The following is a 19,860-nucleotide window of genomic DNA, read 5'->3' on the forward strand; positions in this document are numbered from 1 at the left end:
CCCTGTGCTGTCGCTGAATCGCAGCAACGACAATGCGTTAGCGCGCGGCGCCGCGCACCGGCTCGCGCGTGAGTTCGAGTGGGACGACGCGTTCGCCGGCGAGTCGGCGCGCGCGTTCGAGCGCGTTGTGCCACGGCTCGACCTGGGCGAGCGCGTGGTAGAGGCGCACCTGCAGCAACGCGGCGTCGTAGTCCTGTGCCGCCCAGCCCGCGATGCGCGCGGCGACGGGACCGGCGCGCGCGAGCTCGCCGCGCGCGAGCAATGCCTGCGTGTAGGCGATGCACACGCGCAGCAGATCCTCGGGCACGCGCTGGCGTTCGGCCTGCGCGAGCGCGGCGGCGAAGTCGGCGTCGGCCTGCGCGGCCGCGTCGCTCGCCGCCGCGTGCTCGGCGCGAGCGAGCACGGCGTAGAGCGCGGCGACCGGCGCGCCGTCGCGTTCGGCCCAGCGCGCGAGCGCGGCGACGTCGCCCTGCGCGGTCGCCGCATCGCCACGCGCGATGCGCGCGCGCACGAGGGTAAGCCAGGCGCCCGCCTGTTCGCGCGGCGTCTCCGCCTGCCAGTCCGCCTTCAGCACTTCGCCGGCTTCGTTCGACGCGCGCGCCGCGTCGCCGTCGGCGAGCGCTTGGCGCGCGGCGATGATGCGCGCCGAGCCGAGCAGCGGCGCGTCGCCGGCGCGGATGGCGTCCTCGAGCACGCCGCGCAGCAGCGTGCGCGCTTCCTCGAGCCGGCCGTTCGCGGCGAGCACGTCGACGCGCGCGAGCGTCGCGTAGCGCTTCCATTGCGGATTCGGTTCGCGCTCGACCAGTTCGCGCAGGCGCGGCTCGCCCGCGAGCGCGGCGGCATCGTCGAGCAGGTAGAGCTTCGCGTAGGCGGCCGCCACGCGAGCGAACAGCTCGCTGGTGAGGTCGTGGAAATTGGCGAGCTGGCCGGCACCGCGCTCGAGCAGCGGCAGCGCCTCGGCGTAGCGGTCGCGGCGCGCTTCGAGGATGCCGAGGTTGGCGTCGATGCGCGCGAGGCCGAGGCGATCGCCGACGCTCTCGAGCACGACGCGCGCCTGCGCGAAGTCGGCGACCGCGTCGTCGAAGCGGAACAGCGCGCTGCGCGCGATCGCACGGCCGGTCAGCGCGCGGCCGAGCTCGGGCGACGGCGCGGCGTCGCCGAGCAGCGCGACGACGCTGCCGGCGATGCGCTCGACCGCGGCGTAGTCGTCGCGGCGCAGTGCGACGTTGCCGAGGCCGTTGAGCACGCGCGCGTGGAACAGCGGATCGTCGCCGGCCGATCCGGAATCGAGCAGCGCCTCGAACGTCGCCTGCGCGGCGTCGAGGCGGCCGCTGCGGAAATCGATGCCGGCTCGGCGGAAGCGCACGTCGGGACGCGCGCCCTGTTCGGCGTCGAGCGTGTCGAGCAGCGCGCGCGCGGTGTCCGGCTGGTCGGCGAGCATCGCCGCCTCGGCCTGCTGCAGCACGCCGTCGAGCGCCCGCTCGCGCGGTGAGCGGAGGTCGTCGTCGCGCGGCGGCGCGAGGCCGAGCTGCGCGGCGGTGCGATCGGCGGCGATGCGTGCGGCTTCGAGCAGTTCGCGCGCTTCGCCTTCGGCGAACAGCGCCGGCGAGCGTCCGCGCAGGCTCTGCACGCTCACGCGCCAGTAGCCGGCCGAGAGGGCAGCGCGCGCGCGCAGCACGATCGCCGCGGTCGACGCCTCGGTGATGTGCTGCAGTTGCGCGGCATCGGGCGCGTCGCCGCCGAGGTCGCGTGCGAGCGGGATCACGTTGTCGCTCGGCACCATCGCCTGGCCCGCGCTGCGCAGCCGGTCGGCGATGAGGTCCATCGCGCCGAGCCGCGCCCAGCCGTACTTCGCGTCGGCGTCGACCGCGACCGGCAGCAGCAACGCGAGGTTCGCGTGCGCCAGCGGCGGCGGTACCGGCGTGCGTGACCACCACCAAGCGGCCGCGCCGACCGCGAGCAGCGCGACGACGATCGCGCCGATCGCGTGGCGCGCGCGCCGGCTCGATGGAGTGGCCGCAGGCGTTGCATCGCGCGCCGTCGCTTCGGCCGCTTTCACGCTTCCGACCTCGCTCGCCGGCAGCACCGCCGGCGTGCCGGACGCTCGATCGGCGTCGATCGTTTCCACCGGCGCGACCCAGGCGTAGCCGAAGCGCGGCACGGTGCGGATCATGCGCCGCGCTTCGTCGGTGTCGCCGAGCGTGCGCCGCGCGCGCAGCATGACTTGGTCGAGCAAGTTGTCGCTGACCTCGCTGCGTCCCCACACCGCGGCCATGAGTTCGTCGCGGCCGACCGCACGCGCGCGGTGCTCGATCAGGTAGGCGATGCAGTCGAACGCCTTCGGCGGCAGCGCGAGCAGCTCGTCGCCGCGACGGAGTTCGCGTCGCGCGGGGTCGAGCCGGAAATCCTCGAAGCGGAACTGGTGCAAGCGTGGGGCTTCCCGGCGGACGTGCGCGACGCGGGCCTGTCGCACCCGCGTCCCAACGCTGGATGGTAGCCGCGAAGGGCTGCTTCGGCGCACTCGTGAGGACCTGACGGCGAGGATGCAGAATCAACACGTTGACAAGCAAATGCGAATCATTATCATCTAGGTGTCCGTACACTGGAGCGATGGCCATGTTCGATTCGACCGCTACCCCGCCGCTGTCCGCGAACCCGTCTGCTGGCGTCGCGCTGCGACGGCCGATGACCCCGCCGCCGCGCGCCGCGCGCGTGAGCAGCGGCAAGCTGCTCGACGGCGGGCGCGAGCTCGTCATCGAGCACGCGGGCCAGGAATACCACCTGCGCCTCACGCGCAACGACAAGCTGATCCTCACCAAGTAGGCACCGCGCGTCCGATCGCGCATCGCGTGGCGATCGACGCGAGACGGGCCGCTGTGCGCGACCCGGCAGACTCCAACGTCGCCAGCCTGCACCGGTACGCCACGCCGGTTCTCCGCCAGCCGCCGTCACGACCACTGGACCCTGGAACCGCGTGCTGCACCGCGGCGCATGCCGGCCCCGCGCCCGATGTCGCGGCGAATCGCGTGCGCCCGGTGTCTCGCCCGCGTCGATTCCGACCTTCGAGGAGGTTCCCCGATGCCCCTGCACGACGACGGCAACGACGGCGGGTTCCCGCCGCATTTCGACCCATCACCGCACTCGCCGCCGCAGGCACCGGCGCCGCGCGGCCTCGATCTCGCGCGCCTCGCCGACCTCCTGCCGAAACTCGGCACCGTGCTCTGGCTCGAGCGGCGCGCACCCGCGGCGGCCGTCGGTGGTGCGCCGCCGCGCGGCCTCGTCCTGCTCGATCATCCGGCGCTCGCGGTGCTCGCGCGCTGCAGCGACGTCACCGTGCGCGAGGCCGTCACGCCGAACGGTCCGCGCGAATGGCTCGCGTTCGCGGCCGCGGACGGCGAGGCGCGCGCGAAACTGTTCCTGTTGCCCGACAGCGACTACCTCGCCTGGGACGAGATGGCGGCACAGTGCCGCAGCGTGCCTGCCGGCGATGCGCCGACGCGCCGGAGCGCGCACGGAGCATTCCTGCGCCACGCGTTCGCGCGCCTCGCGGGCGGGTGGCGCGCACGCCTGCTCGCGTTCGAACAGCGCCGCCGGCCGTGGTTGCACACGCTCGATGCGCATGCGCCGCTGCGCATCTCGCTGCTCGGACTCGAGCTCGCGCGCGCGATCGCACGCGACGAAGGCGCCGAACTCGTCTCGCCGCTGTACGCGGCCTGATCCGGTCGACGCGCCGGCTCAGGCGCCGCGGTCGCAATGCAGCGCGCGCGTCGCGCGGCGGTCGCCCGCGGCGCGGCGCCCGACCAGGATGCCGAGCGCGATGATGCCGGCGACGACGAGCGCGGCACCGAGCGCGGCCCAGCCGTGCGGCACCGCCTCGCCGAGCCAGAGTACGCCGAGCCCGCTCGAGAACAGCAGCTCGGCGGCCTGCATCGCTTCGACCGCACCGAGCGCGGCGGGATCATCCTGCACCATCGCGGTTGCGCGGAAGAACAGGATCGTCGCGATTGTGCCGGTGAGCAGCGCGACGCCGGCGGCGAGCAGCACCTGCATCGGCGCCGGCGCGCCGGCGGCGTGGCCCGCGTAGGCGGCGACGAGCCACCAGAACGGCTGGCTCGCGAGCGTCATGCCGAACACGCGCTGGGTCGCGTCGAGCTGCTCGCCGGTGCGTTCCAGGTGCAGCAGGATCGCGCGATTGCCGAGCGGATAGAGGAACGCAGACAGCGCGACCGAAGCGAGCGCGAGCCAGGCGTCGCGATCGAGCCGACCGTGGAAATGCGCGCCTTGCATGAGCGCGACGCCGAGCACGATCACGCCGCCGAACGCGAGCGCGGCGAGCGGCAGGCGCGCGCGTTCGTCGCGATACAGCAGCGGCGCGAGCAGCATGCCGGCGATCACGGTGAGCTGGAACGTACCCGCGACGAGCCACGCGGGCGCGAACGCCGCGGCCCAGGTCAGGCACACGCAGAACAGGCCGAAGCCGACGCCGCTCCACGCGAGCCAGGCGAACGGGTGCGCGCGCAGCGCCGACCACACCGCGCCGAAGCCGCCTCGCCAGGCGAGCACGAGCGCGAGCATCGGCAAGGTGAGCAGGTAGCGCAGCGCCGCCGACCAGGCCCAATGGCCGCCTGCGGTCGCCATCGCGCGGTTGAGCACGTAGGTCGCGGTGAAGAACAGCGCTGCCGCGAGGCCGAGTGCGACTGCGGCGAGCGCCCGCGTTCGGTAGGGACGCAATGAAGGCATGGTTCGGGTCGTGCAGGGTCCGAACGCGGCAGTCTATCCGGCCCCGACCGTGCCTGCCGCCGCGCCGTTGGACCGCACCGTCGTGCGCACGGCTCAGCGGCGCCGGCTGCCGCGCAGGCGTTCGATCGGAAAGCTCGCGACGTCGCCGCCGCGCTCGCGGCGCGGCTGGCCGGGCGCGGGGGCGCGCGCGATCGCGTAGACGACCTCATACGTCGCGGGCAGGACGCCGTCGGTGCGGAAACGCTCGTACGCGGTGTCGACGCGCGCGAGATGCGCCTTGCCGGTGAGGCTGCGCTGGCGCCGCGCGTCGGCGTTGGTCGCGCCGATCGCGCGCAGTTCGTGCATGAGGCTGCGCACGTCGGCGTAGGTGAGCGTGAAGTCTTCACGCTCGAGCACCGGATCGCGGAAGCCGCTCGCGAGGAGGCCGTCGCCGATGTCGTGCATGTCGATGAAGCGGCTCACGTGCGGGCCGCGATCGACTTCGGCGAACGCCGCGCGCAGTTCCTTCAGCGTGTCCGGTCCGAACGTCGAAAACAGCAGCAGGCCCTCCGGGCGCAGCACGCGGCGGAACTCGGCGAGCGCAAGGCCGGGATCGTCGCACCACTGCAGGCACAGGCTCGAATGCACGAGGTCGACGCTCGCGTCGGCGAGCGGCAGCGCCTGCGCGTCGGCGCAGACGGGGAGGAAAGCGGGGCCAGGTTCATGTTCCGTCGAGGTCGAGGGCAGCGCTTCGCCCACGGAAAACGAACCCGACTCCGTTCTCCCCAACGCTTCGCGCAGCATCGGCAGCGCGAGGTCGAGCGCAATCACCTGCGCGTGCGGATAGCGCGCGCGCAACGCGACACAGCCATCGCCGGGGCCGCAGCCGACGTCGACGATGCGTCCCGGTGCGAAATCCGCGATCCCGTCGAGATGCTCGCGCAGGCGCGCGGCGACCTCCGACTGCAGCGGCGAATGCGCGGCGTAGCTCGCCGCGGCACGACCGAACGCGCGGCGGATGTGACCGCGATCGAGGCCCGCGCTCATGCGGGCAGCTCCGCCGAGAACACGACGAGCGCGTCGGCGATCGCGGCTGCGAACTCGAGGAACGGCGCATGGCCGCTGTTGAACTCCAGATGGCGCGCGTGCGGCGCGTGGGCGGCCGCCCATTGCAGCGCGGCCGGCGGCACGAGGCGGTCGCGCCGTCCGCCGATCCACAGGCTCGGCATCGCGAGCCCGGCGAGCGCGTCGCGCAGGTCGCTCGCGTCGAGCGCGGCAAGGCCGTCGCAGAGCGCTTCGACGCTCGGCTCGCCGCGGGCGAACACGAGCTGCTTGAGTTCGCGCAACTGCGCCTGCGCGTGCGGCGAACCGAGCGTCTCGAGCGCGAGGAAACGTTCGATCGCGTGGCGGTAGCGCGCGCGCAGCTCGCTCGCGAACTCGCCGAACACGGTCGCGGCGACGCCGTTGGGCCAGTCCGGTGCGGCGACGAAGCGCGGGCTCGAGGCGAGCATGGCGAGCCCGCGCACCTGCGCCGGCGCGTCGAGCGCCGCGCGCAGCGCGACGAGGCCGCCGAGCGACCAGCCGACCCACAGCGCGCGCGGCGTAGCCGCCGCGATGCGCCGCGCGCTGTCGGCGACGTCGAAATGCGCCTCGTCGCGCGCGAAGCCGTGGCCGGGCAGGTCGACGAGGTGCACGCGGAAGTGCGGCACCAGCGCGGCGAGCAGTGGAGCGAAGATGCCGCCGTGCATCGCCCAGCCATGCACGAGCACGAGGTCGGGACCTTGGCCGTGGATTTCGATATGCATCGCGGATCGGGTCAGCAGGATGAGGTCGGGGGTAGTGCGGTCGCGCGGGCGCGCGCGACGCGCGGGCCGAGCAGTCGCCACAGGAATTCCGCGTGGCGACGCGTGCAGCGCCCGCGTGCGCGCAACCAGCGCGGCCTGCGCTGTTGCGCGAGGATCGCTTCGGCGAGCCACTGCATGTCGAACGCGTCCCACACGCCCGCGGTCGCACAGAGGTTCGCGCACACCGCCGGGTGCACTTCGTCGAGCAGGATCGCGCGCAGCTCGTGCGCGCTGTAGCGCGTTGGTGCGAGCGCGGCCGCCGCGGCACGCACGTGCGGACGGACCGGCGCGTCGAGATAGAGGTCCGACAGCGCGCGCCAGACCGGTTCGCGTCCGGCGCGGTCGTCGCACGCCGGCATCATCGCGACGCACCCGCGAGTGCATCGAGCAGGCGCTCGACGTCGCTCTCGGCGTGCCGCACCGACAATGCGACGCGCAGGCGTGCATGGCCCTTCGGCACCGTCGGCGGACGGATCGCGGGCACGAAGAAGCCGGCATCGCCGAGCCGCTGCGACAGCGCGAGCGCGGCGGCGCTGTCGCCGACCACGACCGGCTGGATCGGCGTGCGCGAATCGAGCACGCCGATCCCGCGCGCGGCCGCGCCGGCGCGGAAATGCGCGACGAGGCGCTGCAGGCGATCGCGGCGCCAGCCTTCGTGGCGCGCGACGTCGATCGCCACGCGTGTCGCCGCGGCGAGCGCAGGCGGCAGCGCGGTCGTGTAGACGAACGTGCGCGCCGACTGCACGAGGCCGTCGACGAGCGCCGCGCTGCCGGCGACGAACGCACCGGCGACGCCGAGCGCCTTGCCGAGCGTGCCCATCAACACCGGCACGTCGTCCTGCGTGAGTCCCGCTTCGGCGACGCTGCCGGCACCGTCGGCACCGAGCACGCCGAGGCCGTGCGCGTCGTCGACCATGAGCGTCGCGCGTTCGGCGTGAGCGAGCCGGGCGAGTTCGCGCAGCGGCGCGACGTCGCCGTCCATGCTGAACACGCCGTCGGTCGCGAGCAACGCAGCGGCATCGGGCTTCGCACGGAGCTGGCGCGCCGCGCTCGCGACGTCGCCGTGCACGTAGCGCTTGAGCGCACAGCCGGCGAGCTGCGCCGCGTCGAGCAGGCTCGCGTGGTCGAGCTTGTCCTCGACGCAGAGGTCGTCGGCGCCGAGCAGCGCGGTGACGACGCCGAGGTTGGCCATGTAGCCGGTCGAGAACAGCAGCGCGCGCTCGCGCCCGGTCCAGCGCGCGAGCGCGTCCTCGAGGTCCGCATGCTCGCTGCGATGGCCGCCGAGCAGGTGCGCGGCACCTGCGCCGACGCCCCAGCGCGCCGCCGCACGCGCGAGCGCCTCGCGCAGCGCCGGATGCTGGGCGAGGCCGAGATAGTCGTTGCTCGCGAAGTCGAGCAGGCGCCGGCCGTCGACGACGATCGTCGCGCCGTCGACCAGCTCGACGTTGCGCAAGCGGCGCAGCAGCGACGCGCGCGCGCGCTCCGCCTGCACATCGGCCAGGCGGGCGAGCAGGTCGGGGCGCATCGGCTTCGCCGGCGAAGGCACGCGCGGATCAGGCGGCGGCTTCGGCCGCGCAGCGCTCGACGATGTCCGCATGCACCGTGTTCGATTCGACGTCGACCTCGAGCGCATGGATGCCGAGGCGCGCGAACAGCGCCTGGTCGTGCTCGACGTCGGGGTTGCCGGTGGTGAGCAGCTTCTCGCCGTAGAAGATCGAATTGGCGCCGGCGAGGAAACACAGCGCCTGCAGCTCGTCACTCATCTCGGCGCGGCCGGCGGACAGGCGCACCATCGACTTCGGCATCGCGATGCGCGCAGCCGCGATCGTGCGCACGAACTCGAACGGATCGAGCGCCCTGGTGCCCGCGAGCGGCGTGCCCGCGACCTGCACGAGGCGGTTGATCGGCACCGAATCCGGATGCGCGGGCAGGGTCGCCAGCGCGTGCAGCAGGCCCGCGCGCTGTTCGCGCGATTCGCCCATGCCGACGATGCCGCCGCAGCAGATCTTGAGGCCCGCGTCGCGCACATGGCCGAGCGTGTCGAGGCGATCCTGATATTCGCGCGTGTGGATGATCTCGGTGTAGAACTCCGGCGCGCTGTCGAGATTGTGGTTGTAGTAGTCGAGACCTGCGTGCTTGAGCGCATGCGCCTGCGGTTCGCTGAGCATGCCGAGCGTCGCGCACGTCTCCATGCCGAGCGCCTTGACCGCACCGATCATCGCGGCGACCTTCGGGATGTCGCGGTCCTTCGGCGAACGCCAGGCTGCGCCCATGCAGAAGCGCGTCGCACCGGCCGCCTTCGCCGCCTGCGCCTTCGCGAGCACGGCGTCGAGGTCCATGAGCTTCTCGGCCTCGACGCCGGTCGCGTAGCGCGCGGCTTGCGGGCAGTAGGCGCAGTCCTCGGGGCAGCCGCCGGTCTTGATCGACAGCAGGGTCGACACCTGCACGGCGTTCGGGTCGTGGTGCTCGCGGTGCACGCCTTGCGCGCGCGCGACGAGGTCGGCGAACGGCAGCTCGAGCAGGGCGAGGATTTCGGCGCGGGTCCAGTCGTGGCGCAGGGCGGTCATGCGGAATCCGGGAAGTCGTACGGAAAGGGCGGTTCGGGCGCGCTCGCGGTGCCGGCGTGCGCGGTGCAGGCTCGGCAGTCTCGGCATCGCGCGGGAGGCTGTCAACCTGATGGAGGCCGGCATGGTTGACGGCTGGATCGATCGTGGCTTGCGCGTGCTGCTGCCGCCGCGCTGCCTGCTCTGCGGTGCCCGCGGCGCCGGCACGAGCGACCTGTGCGCCGGTTGTGCGGCTGATCTCGCGCCGAACGCCCCGTGCTGCCCAAGCTGCGCGTTGCCGCTCGCGACACCGGCGCCCGCGTGCGGCGCCTGCCTTGCGCGCGCGCCGCCGTTCGCCCGCGCCTGGGTACCGCTGCGCTATGCCCATCCGCTCGACCTGCTCGAGGCACGCTTCAAGTTCCACGCCGACCTCGCCGCGGGGCGCGTGCTCGCCGGCCAGCTGGTCGAATGCGCCGCGCGCGCCGCGCCCGACCTGCCGGCGATGATCGTGCCGGTGCCGCTGCACGTCGCGCGCCTGCGCGAGCGCGGCTACAACCAGGCGCTCGAGCTCGCGCGTCCGCTCGCGCGCGTGCTCGGCGTTCCGCTGTGCCACGACGCGCTGCGACGCGCTCGCGCGACCCCCGCGCAGACCGGCCTCGACGCGAAGATGCGCCGGCGCAACCTGCGCGGCGCATTCGCCGTCGCGCCGGGCTTCGAATGGCCCGACCACGTCGCGTTGTTCGACGACGTCATGACGACCGGCGCGACCCTGCGCGAAGCCGCCCGCACCCTGCGTCGCGCAGGCGTCACACGTGTCGACGCGTGGGCATTAGCGAGGTCGCCATAGCGGTGAGATGGGGGCCAATGCCAATTCAACCGCCTTGTCGCTTGACACTTGCTGAAAAACAGTGTCCAGCACTAGACTCTGAACTATGGCAAAGGCACCAGAAGGATTTGAGACTCGGGAGGCCGCGGCTATTTCTGGGCTGCGCGTAACGGTTGTCGATTATTTGGCACGAACGCAGGTCGTCATTCCCTCAATAAAAGCCACTCCAGGAAGAGGGCGTCCACGTCTATATTCTTTTGGGGACCTTGTCGCACTTCGTGCAGTGAAGTCACTCCTTGCAGCGAAAGTCGAGGTCGCTAATGTGAAGCGCTGCATGGCAACGCTGCAGCGAAAGTACGGCAAGAACTTGACGACCTGTCCGGCAGACTATTTATTCACAGATGGCCAATCTGTTTTTCTCTCGGATGGCGATAGGTCGGTCGCCGACGTGACCAAGGGCGGCCAGCAAGTATTCCTATTCATGTGCGATCTACGGCAAATCCACGCGTTGACCGCCCGCGCCGCCATCAAGCGGCGGGCTGTCAGTGCGTAAGAAAAAGCAGCAACGCTGGGCCGCTAGAGTTAGACTAATCGACCGACGAGCCGGCCCAATTGGCGTTCTGTTTCGGGTATATCAAGACTTCCCTACCTACTGTGGGAGTGACTCATGAGCGACCCAAGCCTTCACACGCGAACCGCTCAAGCAATTAACTTTGGGTTGCTCGCTGCTCGGTCATCCGACGCAATCGCTAGAGCTGGCTCGCAGGCTCTTTCGTTGGAAGATCAAGCAATCTTGGGCAAGGCGGCAGACTTTTTGCATCAGGCGGCACAAGGCGCCGAATTCATCGCGAGCGGCACACAATCTGGAGGAAGTGCGTTCGCAAGCACGGAAGCGCTTGGCTACGCGCTCCGACCAGTCGAGTCACTTGATGCAGTGCTCAGAGGTCGACAAGCACCGCTCGTGTTCAGTGAGCTGGAGACTGCCGTGCGCGAAATTGCGGCGGGACATAGCGCTTCGGTTGACGTGAATACATTAAACGCGGTCAGACTTTTTTTTGATCGTCTCTATACGTCATTGCTTGGCATGATTGAGCACAACCGCCTGCGGCCTTCTCGCCATGACCTAAAAGTTGGCCTTGGGTACCACGCCTAGTCAACCGTTTCAGACCGTTCACTATCGCCGTCTTCAGGCGGCCGGCCTTTGCTCGGCCCTTAAGCAGCGTTTTGCTGAGCTAAGGTCGCGCGATTTCCCGGATGAAGGCGCTGCTCAAGCTCTCGAACTGCTTGAGGAATTGCTCTCTACACTTAGAAGCGAAATCGCCAGCATTTCCGATGAGCGTACGCTCGTCATGGTTACGCTGGTCGTGTTCGAGCTTGGCAAGACCCTCGAATATTTCGACAACGCGGGAACAGATCAAACTCCCCGTGGACTCGTGTGTCTACTGCGGTCTCTCTACGAGCGATTAGGGAGAAACTCTGCGTTGCTTGCCTGGCCGCAAGCTGACTACAACTTCACAATCCGAAATTACGTCGAAACGTTGAAGCGACTCTTTGCGAATATGGGGCCGAACGCAAAGATGGACGGCATACTTGCAAAGTACAAAGGCCCAGCAGACTTCGTCTCGTTCCCACGAATCGAAAGAGATAACGTGCTAATGCACGCTATTTTCGGTCATGAGCTTGGGCATCCCATTGCTACAGATTTCCTGACGCAGGAGTCCGCGAAGCCAGAGTATGCGACGAAAGAGCTTGAGATTCGTAACGAGGTGAGCGCCGCTTTGGGCGCTGCGAATTCTCTCGCGGAGCTGCATACAGCGATGCAAACGGTATTCGCGCTGAGATTTCGTGCGCTTGAAGAGCTGATCTCCGACACCGTGGGTATCTATCTGTTCGGTCCCAGTGCCCTTTTCGCTGGCTACGAGATAAATCTGTGGGCACTGGATGTTGTGCCTTCTGCAGGCAACGACTGCTATCCCCCGGGCCGAATGCGAATTCGCGTATGTCTGGAGGCCGCGCGTTCTCTGAAGCATCTCGCCGTGCTCGCAAACCACTCGGATTCGCCATCTTTCCGCGCAGCGGCATCGCTCACGGATCAGCTGGCTGCTCTAGCTGCCGAGGATAGTGACAAGAAGGCGATTGAGACAAATGCCCTCGCGAAAATCGCCTATAAATGGGTGGATGCTTCGTTGTCAGACGCCCAAGCATTTGCGAAACAAGCAGTGGGAAGTGCTGTATACGAAGACGCGATATTCGAGGCCGAAGTGCCCGACCTTGTTGGACGCCTGAAAAACGGCCTCCCACCAAACGAGCTTGGAAATTCTCTGAACCCGCGGCGAGTTGATGAGCGATCGGCGATCCTCGCTGCATGGCTCGCCGTATTGGAGGAATCACAGTCGCCTACAGCGACGACCGGGAGTACCGATGATGTCGCTAGGCTCAACGAAAAAACTCTCAGGGCTCTTGAATATATAGTGCTGGAACGCGAGTATCGCGAATGGGGCAAGACCCGATGAGCGTGCTGGGTAAAACGAGGCTGATATCGGCGATCGAGCAAACCGATCCAAAGGCGCGGCTTGTCGTAACCCCTCTCCTGAACCGAACTCAGATTGGGGAGGCGTCCATTGATATCCGCTTGGGTAACGACTTTGTTGTGACGAGGCGCGGAAATCTCGCATCTATTGATCCAGCGAGCTCCGATCCGCGTTCTATACGGTACAACTCTCGTCATTACTCCAATTTCGGGGCGAAATTTTTTCTTCACCCAAACGAACTCGTGCTCGGCAGCACTCTCGAGTACATCAAACTACCGCAGAATCTGGCCGGGTGGGTGACATCGCGCTCGCGCTGGGGCAGAGTGGGTCTCGTCATTGCCACAGCGACGGCAATTCAACCGGGTTTTGCAGGCACCATCACATTGGAGCTTGTCAATCTCGGCGAAGTCCCGCTGGTTCTGTATCCCGGCCTACTCGTAGCGCAAATTATTCTTTCGGACTGCGAGGGCGCCGCCGCCTATGGCGGAACATTCGCGCAGCAGGTCGACCCGGGGCACGGCAATATTTCTGCTGACGCCGAAATGAAATTTTGGACGGGGGAGGGTCTCCGCCAGCCGTAGTGCCAGAGCCTTTCCGCAAGCAGGAGAGGAAAAAACTAGCGCAGCGGCGCGGAAAACCAGAGCCGTCCATCGCGGGGTAGCACCCACATCGCGACGAGCGCGACCTACCGAATCGCCATCGCGAACAACAAGCCGAGCCAGATCAGCAGCCCGACGAGGTTGTTGTTGTGGAACGCGGCGAAGCACGCGTCGCGCGCACGCGCGCGGATCAGCCATTGCTGCCAGCCGAACAGGCCGGTGGCTCCGGCGAGGCCGAGGAAGTACGGCCAGTGCAGGTGCACGCGCGTGCCGGCGAGCAGCATCGCGAACAGGAACGTCGCCATGAGCACGCCGATGATCACGCGATCGGCGTCGCCGAACAGGATCGCGGTCGACTTCGCGCCGACGCGGATGTCCTCGTCGCGGTCGACCATCGCGTATTCGGTGTCGTAGACGACCGAGAACAGCACGTTGGCGAGGAACAGCAGCCAGCACAGCTGCGGCAGCGAGTTGGTCACCGCGGCGAACGCCATCGGGATCGACCAGCCGAACGCGGCGCCGAGCACGACCTGGGCGAGGTGCGTCACGCGCTTGGTGAACGGATAGACCGCGGCGAGCGCGGCGCCGACGAAGGCAAGCTTGATCGTCAGCGCGTTGGTGAACAGCACGAGCACGAACGCGAACGCGAGCAGGCCGCCGAACAGCAGCAGGGCCTCCTTCTTCGTCACGCGTCCGGCCGCCATCGGTCGGCCGCGCGTGCGCTCGACGTGCGCATCGAGCCAGCCGTGGTCGGCATAGTCGTTGATCACGCACCCGGCGCTGCGCATGACGAACACGCCGAGCGTGAAGATCACGAGCACGCCGGGCGGCGGGAAATCGTTGGCCGCGAACCACAGTGCCCACCAGGTCGGCCACAGCAGCAGCAGCGCGCCGACCGGGCGGTCGAGGCGCATGAGCACGAGGTACTCGCGCACGCGCGCGCGGTGCGCATCCGGCACGTAGCCGAGCACCCAGTCGATGATGCGCGCGCTGCGCGTGGACGTGTCGGCCGGGCGCGCGGGCGCGGGCGCGCGCCGTGGCGGCTCCGTCTTGCGTGCGAACGAAGGCACCATCGCGGGTGCATCGTCCGGCGCCTCCATCGCCGTGATCCCCGCGGGCGCAGGCGGCGACGCGTGGGTGATCGGCGGCGCGTTCGGCAACGCGCCCGCGGGCACCGCGCCGCCGCCCGTCGTGGCGTCGCCCGGCGCGCCGGAAGCGGGTGCCTTGCGCGTGCGCGGCGCGCGCTTCGGCGCGACGCCGTCGGCATCGTCACCAGCGGCAGCTGCCGCACTGCGCCGCGCGCGCGGCGTCGCCGCAGCCGGCCTGTCGTCGGCGACATCGCCTTCGCTCGGTTTGCGCCGGCGCGGCTTGGGGCGCTCGCTGTCTTCCATCCGGCGAGTTTAGCCCGCAATGACGACGGTGGAACCTCGGCTATGCTCATGCACATGCCGCGGCGCACCGCGACCCGACCGGAGTTGCCGATGGAACAGTGGCTGCCTTCGCGCTATCTCGCCTTCATCGCCAGCGTGCTCGTCTGCGCGCTCGCGTTCGCCGGCTGGCATCTCGGCCTCGGCGTGCGCCTGGTCGCGCTCGCGAGCGCCGCGCTCGTCGTCGTCGGCGTCGCCGACCTCGCGCAGAAGCGCTCGACCCTGCGGCGCAACTATCCGCTGATCTGCCACGTGCGCTTCTTCTTCGAGTACGTGCGGCCGATGCTGCGCCAGTACGTGGTCGAGTCCGACAACGAGGAAGTGCCGTTCTCGCACGTGCAGCGCGCGGTGGTGAAACAGCGCGCGAAGAATGCGCTCGACGTGCGCCCGTTCGGCAGCGAGCTGGACATGTACGCCGAGCGCTACGAATGGGTCAACCATTCCATCCGCCCGAGCCGCATCGACAGCCACGACTTCCGCGTCGACGTCGGCGCGCAGTGCGCGAAACCGTATTCGGCGAGCGTGTTCAACATCTCGGCGATGAGCTTCGGCGCGATCTCGCCGAACGCGATCCGTGCGCTCAACGAAGGCGCGCGCCGCGGCCGCTTCTACCACGACACCGGCGAGGGCTCGCTGTCGGCGTACCACCGCGAGAACGGCGGCGACATCGTCTGGGAGCTCGGCTCAGGCTATTTCGGCGCGTGCGAACGCGCGGGCGTGCTCAGCGAGGCGCGCTTCGCCGAGAAGGCCGTGCTCGACCAGGTGAAGATGATCGAGATCAAGCTGTCGCAGGGCGCCAAGCCCGGCCACGGCGGCGTGCTGCCGGCGCCGAAGGTGAGCGCCGAGATCGCCGCGACGCGCGGCGTCGCGATGGGCGAGGACTGCATTTCGCCGGCGCGCCACTCGGCGTTCGACACGCCGGAAGGGCTGCTGCGTTTCGTCGCGCGCCTGCGCGAACTGTCGGGCGGCAAACCGACCGGCTTCAAGCTCGCGATCGGCCATCCATGGGAGTGGTTCGGCATCGCCAAGGCGATGACGACCACCGGCATCCTGCCCGACTTCATCGTCGTCGACGGCGGCGAGGGCGGTACCGGCGCCGCGCCGCTCGAGTTCACCGACCACGTCGGCGCGCCGCTGCGCGAAGCACTCATGCTGGTGCACAACACGCTGGTCGGCCTGGACCTGCGCGATCGCGTGCGCATCGGTGCGAGCGGCAAGGTGATCACCGCGGTCGACCTCGCGCGCACGCTGAGCATCGGCGCCGACTGGTGCAACGCCGCGCGCGGCTTCATGTTCGCGCTCGGTTGCATCCAGTCGCAGAGCTGCCACACCGATCGTTGCCCGACCGGCGTCGCGACGCAGGATCCGCGTCGCTGGAACAAGCTCGATGTGCCGGACAAGGCCGCGCGCGTGGCGAACTTCCACGAGAACACGCTGCACGCGCTGAAGGAGCTGCTGCAGGCGGCCGGCCTCGAGCATCCGTCCGAACTCGGCCCGGAACACATTATCCGCCGCGTGTCCGGCAACGAGGTGCGCTCGCTCGCCTCGCTGTATCGCTTCCTCGAACCCGGTGAGCTGCTCGCCGGCGTGCCGGAGCACGCGGTGTTCCAGCGCTTCTGGCTCGCCGCGCGGCCCGATTCGTTCGCGCCGCCGGAAGAACTCAGCGCACGTCGCCGCAGCAAGTCGCGCTGATCGCGCGCGATCCCGGGAAGCCATGCGGCTTCCCGGGCCGTTCGAACGCGTCACTCGCGGTTGGTGCGCGCCTGGCAGCGCGACAGGTCGCGGTTGTCGATGCGCCAGATGCGGTCGGCGCCGCACAGCGAGACGTCGCGCACGATGCACTCGTTGTCGTCGTCGTCGACCATCTTCACGTCGTACTTGTCGCAGCGGATGCCGGTCAGCGTGAACGTGTCGTCCGGATGCACCGAATGGTGGCCGAGCTGGTTCGGCCCCCAATGATCGCTGCCGACCGGCGCGAAATACAGTTCCTGCAGCGACCAGCGCGACTGGTTCCTCAATTCGATCTGCGAATCCGAAGGCCGGTCGTCGCCCTTCATCTTCGTCTCGAGATCCTGCTGCGCGAACGCCGGCGCGGCAGCGAGCGCCGCGACGAGGGCGAGATACGAAGCGCGATGGATGAACGTGTGCATGGTGCCTCCTCGGGACAATGTCGCTCGGATACGACGTCCGGATTCGAGCACCGCCGTTCGCTGCACCGCAAGAAACGCGCGCTGAATGTTCAGTCGCGGGATAGGCGGGCGCGGTTCAGCTGCGCGCGCGTCGCACCGAGCCATCCACGCGGAGCGGTCGATGTCGCCGTACACTCGCAGCGTCGGGACGTCCAGGGGCCGGCATGGCGGGCATGCGCATCGGGGTGGCGATCGTCGGTGTCGTGTTCGCGGCGCTCGCGGCGAGCGCGTCGGCACAGCCGGACGGCGCGCTCGAGTGGCGCGCGTTCCGCAGCTTCACGAGCGCCGACGGCCTGCCGCAGAACAGCGTGCTCGCGCTGCTGCAGGACGCCGACGGCTACGTCTACGCGGGCACCAACCACGGCCTCGCGCGCTACGACGGACGCTCGTGGCAGGCGGTCGAGCTGCCGACCGGCGAGCGCGCGTACGCGGTCGGCGCGCTCGCGCAGGCGCGCGACGGCGCGTTGTGGATCGGCACCGACGCGGTCGGTGCGTGGCGTGTCGTCGGCGGCGTCGCGAGCGCGGTGCCGCTGCCGGGCGCGGAAGAAATCAACGCATTCTGGGAGGCGCCCGACGGTCGCCTGTGGGTCGCCGCTTCGGGTGGCCTGTTCCGTTGCCGCGCCGATCATTGCGAACGCATCGACGCGCTTGCCGACGCCGGCGCGCGCGGCCTCTACGGCGAGGCGGTCGACGGCGTGTGGCGGCTGTGGGTCGGCACGAACCTCGAGGGCGTGATCCAGATCGAAGGCATCGACGAAGCGACGCCGCACCGCACCGGCATCGCGTTCGACCGTGCGCACGGCCTGCCGAACAACGTCGGCCTGTCGATCCTGCGCCACGCGGGCGACTTGTGGATCGGCAGCGGCCGCGGGCTCGCGCGCTGGGATGGCCACCGGCTCGAATCGTGGACCGCGACGCGAGGCCTGCCGAACGCGATGGTGTTCGCGATGCAGTCCGACGTCGACGAGCAGGGCCGTCCCGTGCTCTACGTCGGCCTGCGCCCGGGCGGCCTGCTCGAGATCCGCGCCGACGGTGTCTGGCGCCTCGTCGACAGCCAGCACGGCCTGCCGTCGAACGCGGTCGCGAGCCTCATGCGCGAACGCCACCGCGGCGCGTTGTGGATCGGCACGATGAGCGCAGGCGTCGCGCGCGTCGAGCGGCATCGCTGGGCGCTGTTCGACGAGCGCATGGGATTGCCCGACCGCATCGTGCTCGGCGTCGGCTGGTCGGCGCCGTCGCGCATGCTGTGGGTCGGTACGGCGAGCGGCGCGGCGCGCTGGAGCGACGGCCGTTTCGTGCCGCTGCTGCCACCCGCGCGCAACACCGAGCTCGTCTACGACCTCGTCGACGCGCCCGACGGCAGCCGCTGGATCGCCCACCGCGCCGGCCTGCAACGCTGGCGCGGCGATGCGCTCGAACTCGATTTCACGGTCGACAACTCCGCGCTGCCCGCGGTGTCGGCCGACCGGCTCGCGCTGCGTCGCCTCGCCGGCGGCGACTTCGAACTATACGCGGCGAGCGGCCACGGTCTCGCGCGCTGGCGCGCCGATGACGGTCTGCGTCGCATCGAGAACGTGCCCGGCCTCGTGCCCGGCGGCGCGGTGCCGAACCTCGTCGCCGCACCCGAACCCGGGGGCTCGGGCGAGGACCGGCTCTGGGCCGCGACCGACACCGGCCTCACGCGCCTCGACCGCGACGGCTGGCACGTCGTCAGCGCGCCGTGCCTGGACGGACTCGCACCGTTCGCGCTCGACGTCGAGGACGGCGGCGCGCGCACGTGGATCGCCTCGCGCAACGGCCTGCGCCGGCTCGACGCGGACGGACGCTGCGTCGCCTATCCCGCTGCGCGCGCGCTCGGCGCGCTCACGCGCGTGCGCGTCGTCGGCGACGAGGTCTACGTGTTCGGCGCGCGCGGCGTCATGAGCCTGCGCCGCGACGGCGACGGCGACCAGGCCGGTCGCGTCTACGGTCCCGAAGCGGGGCTCGCCAGCCCAGAGATCGGCGCGGTCGCGGTCGACGATCGCGGCCGCGTGTTCGGCGCGACCGCGGCGGGACTCGCCGCGCTGCGCCCGCAGGCCGACGCGCCCGCGCCGCCCGCGCCGCTGCGCCTGCTCGATGCGCGCCACGGCAGCGCGCTGCGCCCGCTCGCGGTCGGGGCGCAATTGTCGCCGGACGACAGCAGCGTGCGTTTCGACTACGGCCTGTTCGCGTTCGACCGCGAGTACGCGACGCGCTATCGCGTGCGCCTGTCCGGCCTCGACGACGCGTTCGGCCCATGGAGCGCCGAGACGGGCGTCACCTATCCGCGCCTGCCGCCGGGTCGCTATCGCCTGCAGGTCGAGGCGCGCGACGCCGACGGCGTCGACGCGGCGCCGATCGACTTCGCGTTCGGCGTCGACGCGCACTGGTGGCAGCGCGCGTGGGCGCTCGCGGCGGCGGCGCTGCTGCTGCTCGCGATCGGCCTCGGCATCGGCCGCTGGCGCCTGCGCGCGGCGAGCCGGCGCGCACAAGCGCTCGAAGCCGAAGTCGCATTGCGCACCGGCGAACTGGCCGCGGCGAACGCGCGCCTCGAGCAGGCCGCCGTCACCGATCCGCTGACCGGGCTGAAGAATCGCCGCTACTTCGCCCTCGCCGGCCATGCGGAAGCCGAACGCGCGCGCCGCGCGTCACCCGCGCGTGCGCTGCTCGTCGTGCTGCTCGACGTCGATCACTTCAAGCGCATCAACGACGATTGCGGCCACGATGCCGGCGACGCGGTGCTGGTCGAGATCGCGCGCCGACTGTTGCGCGTCGCGCGTGCGGGGGACATCGTGCTGCGCTGGGGCGGCGAGGAATTCCTGCTGCTGCTGCGCGACGTCGAGCGCGACGCGGCCGACGCACTGCTCGTGCGCCTGCTCGCCGAGCTGTCGTCGGCGCCGGTACAGGCCGGCACGCATCGCCTCGTCGTCACCGCGTCGATCGGCGCGATCGCGTTCCCGCCGGCGGAACCGCCTGCGCTCGACCTCGAACACGCGATCGCGCGCGCGGACGCGGCGCTCTACCGCGCCAAGCGCGAGGGCCGTGATCGCGCGATGCGCGTCGACGCGCGCCACGGCGAGGGCACGCCGCCGTGCGTGTGCGCGACGCGCGCGGCGCGCGCCTGAATTCCTGCGACGGCGCGCGACGCCGCGCTACTCTAGGCG

General features: G+C 70.1%; 18 protein-coding genes and 1 pseudogene. 10 read left to right on the top strand and 9 right to left on the bottom strand.

Features of this window, described 5'->3' with window-relative positions:
* Positions 1-37 precede the first annotated feature (37 nt).
* Entirely contained in the window at positions 38-2,428 is a 2,391-nt protein-coding gene (locus FHW12_RS07910; RefSeq protein WP_182530468.1) for a winged helix-turn-helix domain-containing protein, read from the bottom strand.
* Positions 2,429-2,616: 188 nt separating this feature from the next.
* On the opposite strand from FHW12_RS07910, the gene hemP reads away from it, so the two are divergent.
* Together hemP and FHW12_RS07920 are read left to right on the top strand one after the other, a co-directional pair.
* Positions 2,617-2,823: a hemin uptake protein HemP gene (gene hemP / locus FHW12_RS07915; protein ID WP_182530469.1), complete on the top strand. Its 207-nt coding sequence runs from the start codon at positions 2,617-2,619 to the stop codon at positions 2,821-2,823.
* Between the two features lie 255 nt (positions 2,824-3,078).
* Positions 3,079-3,717: a hypothetical protein gene (locus tag FHW12_RS07920; protein WP_182530470.1), complete on the top strand. Its 639-nt coding sequence runs from the start codon at positions 3,079-3,081 to the stop codon at positions 3,715-3,717.
* Positions 3,718-3,735: 18 nt separating this feature from the next.
* On the opposite strand, the gene FHW12_RS07925 is transcribed toward FHW12_RS07920, so the two are convergent.
* The 6 genes from FHW12_RS07925 to bioB all read right to left on the bottom strand — a co-directional run bounded on the left by FHW12_RS07925 (position 3,736) and on the right by bioB (position 9,130).
* Positions 3,736-4,740: a multidrug resistance efflux transporter family protein gene (locus FHW12_RS07925; RefSeq protein ID WP_182530471.1), complete on the bottom strand. Its 1,005-nt coding sequence runs from the start codon at positions 4,738-4,740 to the stop codon at positions 3,736-3,738.
* 93 nt (positions 4,741-4,833) lie between these two features.
* Complete coding sequence (bioC, locus tag FHW12_RS07930; protein WP_182530472.1) at positions 4,834-5,766, bottom strand: malonyl-ACP O-methyltransferase BioC; 933 nt, start codon at positions 5,764-5,766, stop codon at positions 4,834-4,836.
* Positions 5,763-6,524, bottom strand: a complete 762-nt coding sequence (gene bioH, locus FHW12_RS07935) for a pimeloyl-ACP methyl ester esterase BioH (protein WP_182530473.1) — start codon at positions 6,522-6,524, stop codon at positions 5,763-5,765. Before bioH ends, bioC begins: the two co-directional genes overlap by 4 nt.
* Positions 6,525-6,535: 11 nt before the next feature.
* On the bottom strand, positions 6,536-6,925 hold the full coding sequence (locus tag FHW12_RS07940) for a DUF7079 family protein (RefSeq protein ID WP_259392927.1): 390 nt from the start codon (positions 6,923-6,925) through the stop codon (positions 6,536-6,538).
* On the bottom strand, positions 6,922-8,088 hold the full coding sequence (gene bioF / locus FHW12_RS07945) for an 8-amino-7-oxononanoate synthase (protein ID WP_182530474.1): 1,167 nt from the start codon (positions 8,086-8,088) through the stop codon (positions 6,922-6,924). The genes FHW12_RS07940 and bioF overlap by 4 nt, the downstream gene beginning before the upstream one ends.
* A 28-nt stretch (positions 8,089-8,116) precedes the next feature.
* The gene (gene bioB, locus FHW12_RS07950) at positions 8,117-9,130 is read right to left on the bottom strand and encodes a biotin synthase BioB (protein ID WP_182530475.1); all 1,014 of its coding nucleotides are present in this window, start codon (positions 9,128-9,130) and stop codon (positions 8,117-8,119) included.
* A gap of 121 nt (positions 9,131-9,251) precedes the next feature.
* On the opposite strand from bioB, the gene FHW12_RS07955 reads away from it, so the two are divergent.
* From FHW12_RS07955 to dcd, 6 genes and pseudogenes are all read left to right on the top strand, one after another.
* The gene (locus FHW12_RS07955) at positions 9,252-9,953 is read left to right on the top strand and encodes a ComF family protein (protein WP_259392928.1); all 702 of its coding nucleotides are present in this window, start codon (positions 9,252-9,254) and stop codon (positions 9,951-9,953) included.
* Positions 9,954-10,038: 85 nt separating this feature from the next.
* Positions 10,039-10,260: pseudogene (locus FHW12_RS21790) on the top strand (MerR family transcriptional regulator); the annotation flags it as partial.
* A 6-nt stretch (positions 10,261-10,266) separates the two neighbouring features.
* The gene (locus FHW12_RS21220; protein WP_259392930.1) at positions 10,267-10,485 is read left to right on the top strand and encodes a hypothetical protein; all 219 of its coding nucleotides are present in this window, start codon (positions 10,267-10,269) and stop codon (positions 10,483-10,485) included.
* A 114-nt stretch (positions 10,486-10,599) separates the two neighbouring features.
* Positions 10,600-11,085: a hypothetical protein gene (locus FHW12_RS07965; protein WP_182530478.1), complete on the top strand. Its 486-nt coding sequence runs from the start codon at positions 10,600-10,602 to the stop codon at positions 11,083-11,085.
* Positions 11,069-12,445 (top strand): hypothetical protein, encoded by a 1,377-nt coding sequence (locus FHW12_RS07970; protein ID WP_182530479.1) that lies wholly within the window; start codon positions 11,069-11,071, stop codon positions 12,443-12,445. The genes FHW12_RS07965 and FHW12_RS07970 overlap by 17 nt, the downstream gene beginning before the upstream one ends.
* The gene (dcd, locus tag FHW12_RS07975; protein WP_182530480.1) at positions 12,442-13,044 is read left to right on the top strand and encodes a dCTP deaminase; all 603 of its coding nucleotides are present in this window, start codon (positions 12,442-12,444) and stop codon (positions 13,042-13,044) included. The genes FHW12_RS07970 and dcd overlap by 4 nt, the downstream gene beginning before the upstream one ends.
* A gap of 104 nt (positions 13,045-13,148) precedes the next feature.
* On the opposite strand, the gene ubiA is transcribed toward dcd, so the two are convergent.
* On the bottom strand, positions 13,149-14,453 hold the full coding sequence (ubiA, locus tag FHW12_RS07980; protein WP_310735181.1) for a 4-hydroxybenzoate octaprenyltransferase: 1,305 nt from the start codon (positions 14,451-14,453) through the stop codon (positions 13,149-13,151).
* Between the two features lie 90 nt (positions 14,454-14,543).
* Between ubiA and FHW12_RS07985 the strand changes: the two genes are divergently transcribed.
* A complete protein-coding gene (locus tag FHW12_RS07985) occupies positions 14,544-16,181 on the top strand; it encodes an FMN-binding glutamate synthase family protein (RefSeq protein ID WP_182530481.1) in 1,638 nt (545 codons plus the stop codon).
* A 50-nt stretch (positions 16,182-16,231) separates the two neighbouring features.
* Here the strand turns inward: FHW12_RS07985 and FHW12_RS07990 are convergent, their stop codons facing one another.
* A complete protein-coding gene (locus FHW12_RS07990) occupies positions 16,232-16,639 on the bottom strand; it encodes a hypothetical protein (protein WP_182530482.1) in 408 nt (135 codons plus the stop codon).
* A 212-nt stretch (positions 16,640-16,851) separates the two neighbouring features.
* On the opposite strand from FHW12_RS07990, the gene FHW12_RS07995 reads away from it, so the two are divergent.
* Positions 16,852-19,821, top strand: coding sequence for a ligand-binding sensor domain-containing diguanylate cyclase (locus FHW12_RS07995; RefSeq protein ID WP_182530483.1), 2,970 nt, complete (start codon positions 16,852-16,854; stop codon positions 19,819-19,821).
* The last annotated feature ends 39 nt before the right edge of the window (positions 19,822-19,860 follow it).

It is taken from the genome of Dokdonella fugitiva, from assembly GCF_014138265.1.
GTDB classification, from domain to species: Bacteria; Pseudomonadota; Gammaproteobacteria; order Xanthomonadales; family Rhodanobacteraceae; genus Dokdonella_A; species Dokdonella_A fugitiva_A.

What these genes read in the sequence shown, in the direction of transcription:
- bioH (WP_182530473.1), bottom strand. Translation starts at nt 6,524, where the DNA reads ATGCATATCGAAATCCACGGCCAAGGTCCCGACCTCGTGCTCGTGCAT.
- FHW12_RS07990 (WP_182530482.1), bottom strand. Translation starts at nt 16,639, where the DNA reads ATGCACACGTTCATCCATCGCGCTTCGTATCTCGCCCTCGTCGCGGCG.
- FHW12_RS07925 (WP_182530471.1), bottom strand. Translation starts at nt 4,740, where the DNA reads ATGCCTTCATTGCGTCCCTACCGAACGCGGGCGCTCGCCGCAGTCGCA.
- hemP (WP_182530469.1), top strand. Translation starts at nt 2,617, where the DNA reads ATGTTCGATTCGACCGCTACCCCGCCGCTGTCCGCGAACCCGTCTGCT.
- ubiA (WP_310735181.1), bottom strand. Translation starts at nt 14,453, where the DNA reads ATGGAAGACAGCGAGCGCCCCAAGCCGCGCCGGCGCAAACCGAGCGAA.
- dcd (WP_182530480.1), top strand. Translation starts at nt 12,442, where the DNA reads ATGAGCGTGCTGGGTAAAACGAGGCTGATATCGGCGATCGAGCAAACC.
- FHW12_RS07940 (WP_259392927.1), bottom strand. Translation starts at nt 6,925, where the DNA reads ATGATGCCGGCGTGCGACGACCGCGCCGGACGCGAACCGGTCTGGCGC.
- bioC (WP_182530472.1), bottom strand. Translation starts at nt 5,766, where the DNA reads ATGAGCGCGGGCCTCGATCGCGGTCACATCCGCCGCGCGTTCGGTCGT.
- FHW12_RS21220 (WP_259392930.1), top strand. Translation starts at nt 10,267, where the DNA reads ATGGCAACGCTGCAGCGAAAGTACGGCAAGAACTTGACGACCTGTCCG.
- FHW12_RS07955 (WP_259392928.1), top strand. Translation starts at nt 9,252, where the DNA reads ATGGTTGACGGCTGGATCGATCGTGGCTTGCGCGTGCTGCTGCCGCCG.
- FHW12_RS07995 (WP_182530483.1), top strand. Translation starts at nt 16,852, where the DNA reads ATGCGCATCGGGGTGGCGATCGTCGGTGTCGTGTTCGCGGCGCTCGCG.
- FHW12_RS07985 (WP_182530481.1), top strand. Translation starts at nt 14,544, where the DNA reads ATGGAACAGTGGCTGCCTTCGCGCTATCTCGCCTTCATCGCCAGCGTG.
- bioF (WP_182530474.1), bottom strand. Translation starts at nt 8,088, where the DNA reads ATGCGCCCCGACCTGCTCGCCCGCCTGGCCGATGTGCAGGCGGAGCGC.
- FHW12_RS07965 (WP_182530478.1), top strand. Translation starts at nt 10,600, where the DNA reads ATGAGCGACCCAAGCCTTCACACGCGAACCGCTCAAGCAATTAACTTT.
- FHW12_RS07920 (WP_182530470.1), top strand. Translation starts at nt 3,079, where the DNA reads ATGCCCCTGCACGACGACGGCAACGACGGCGGGTTCCCGCCGCATTTC.
- bioB (WP_182530475.1), bottom strand. Translation starts at nt 9,130, where the DNA reads ATGACCGCCCTGCGCCACGACTGGACCCGCGCCGAAATCCTCGCCCTG.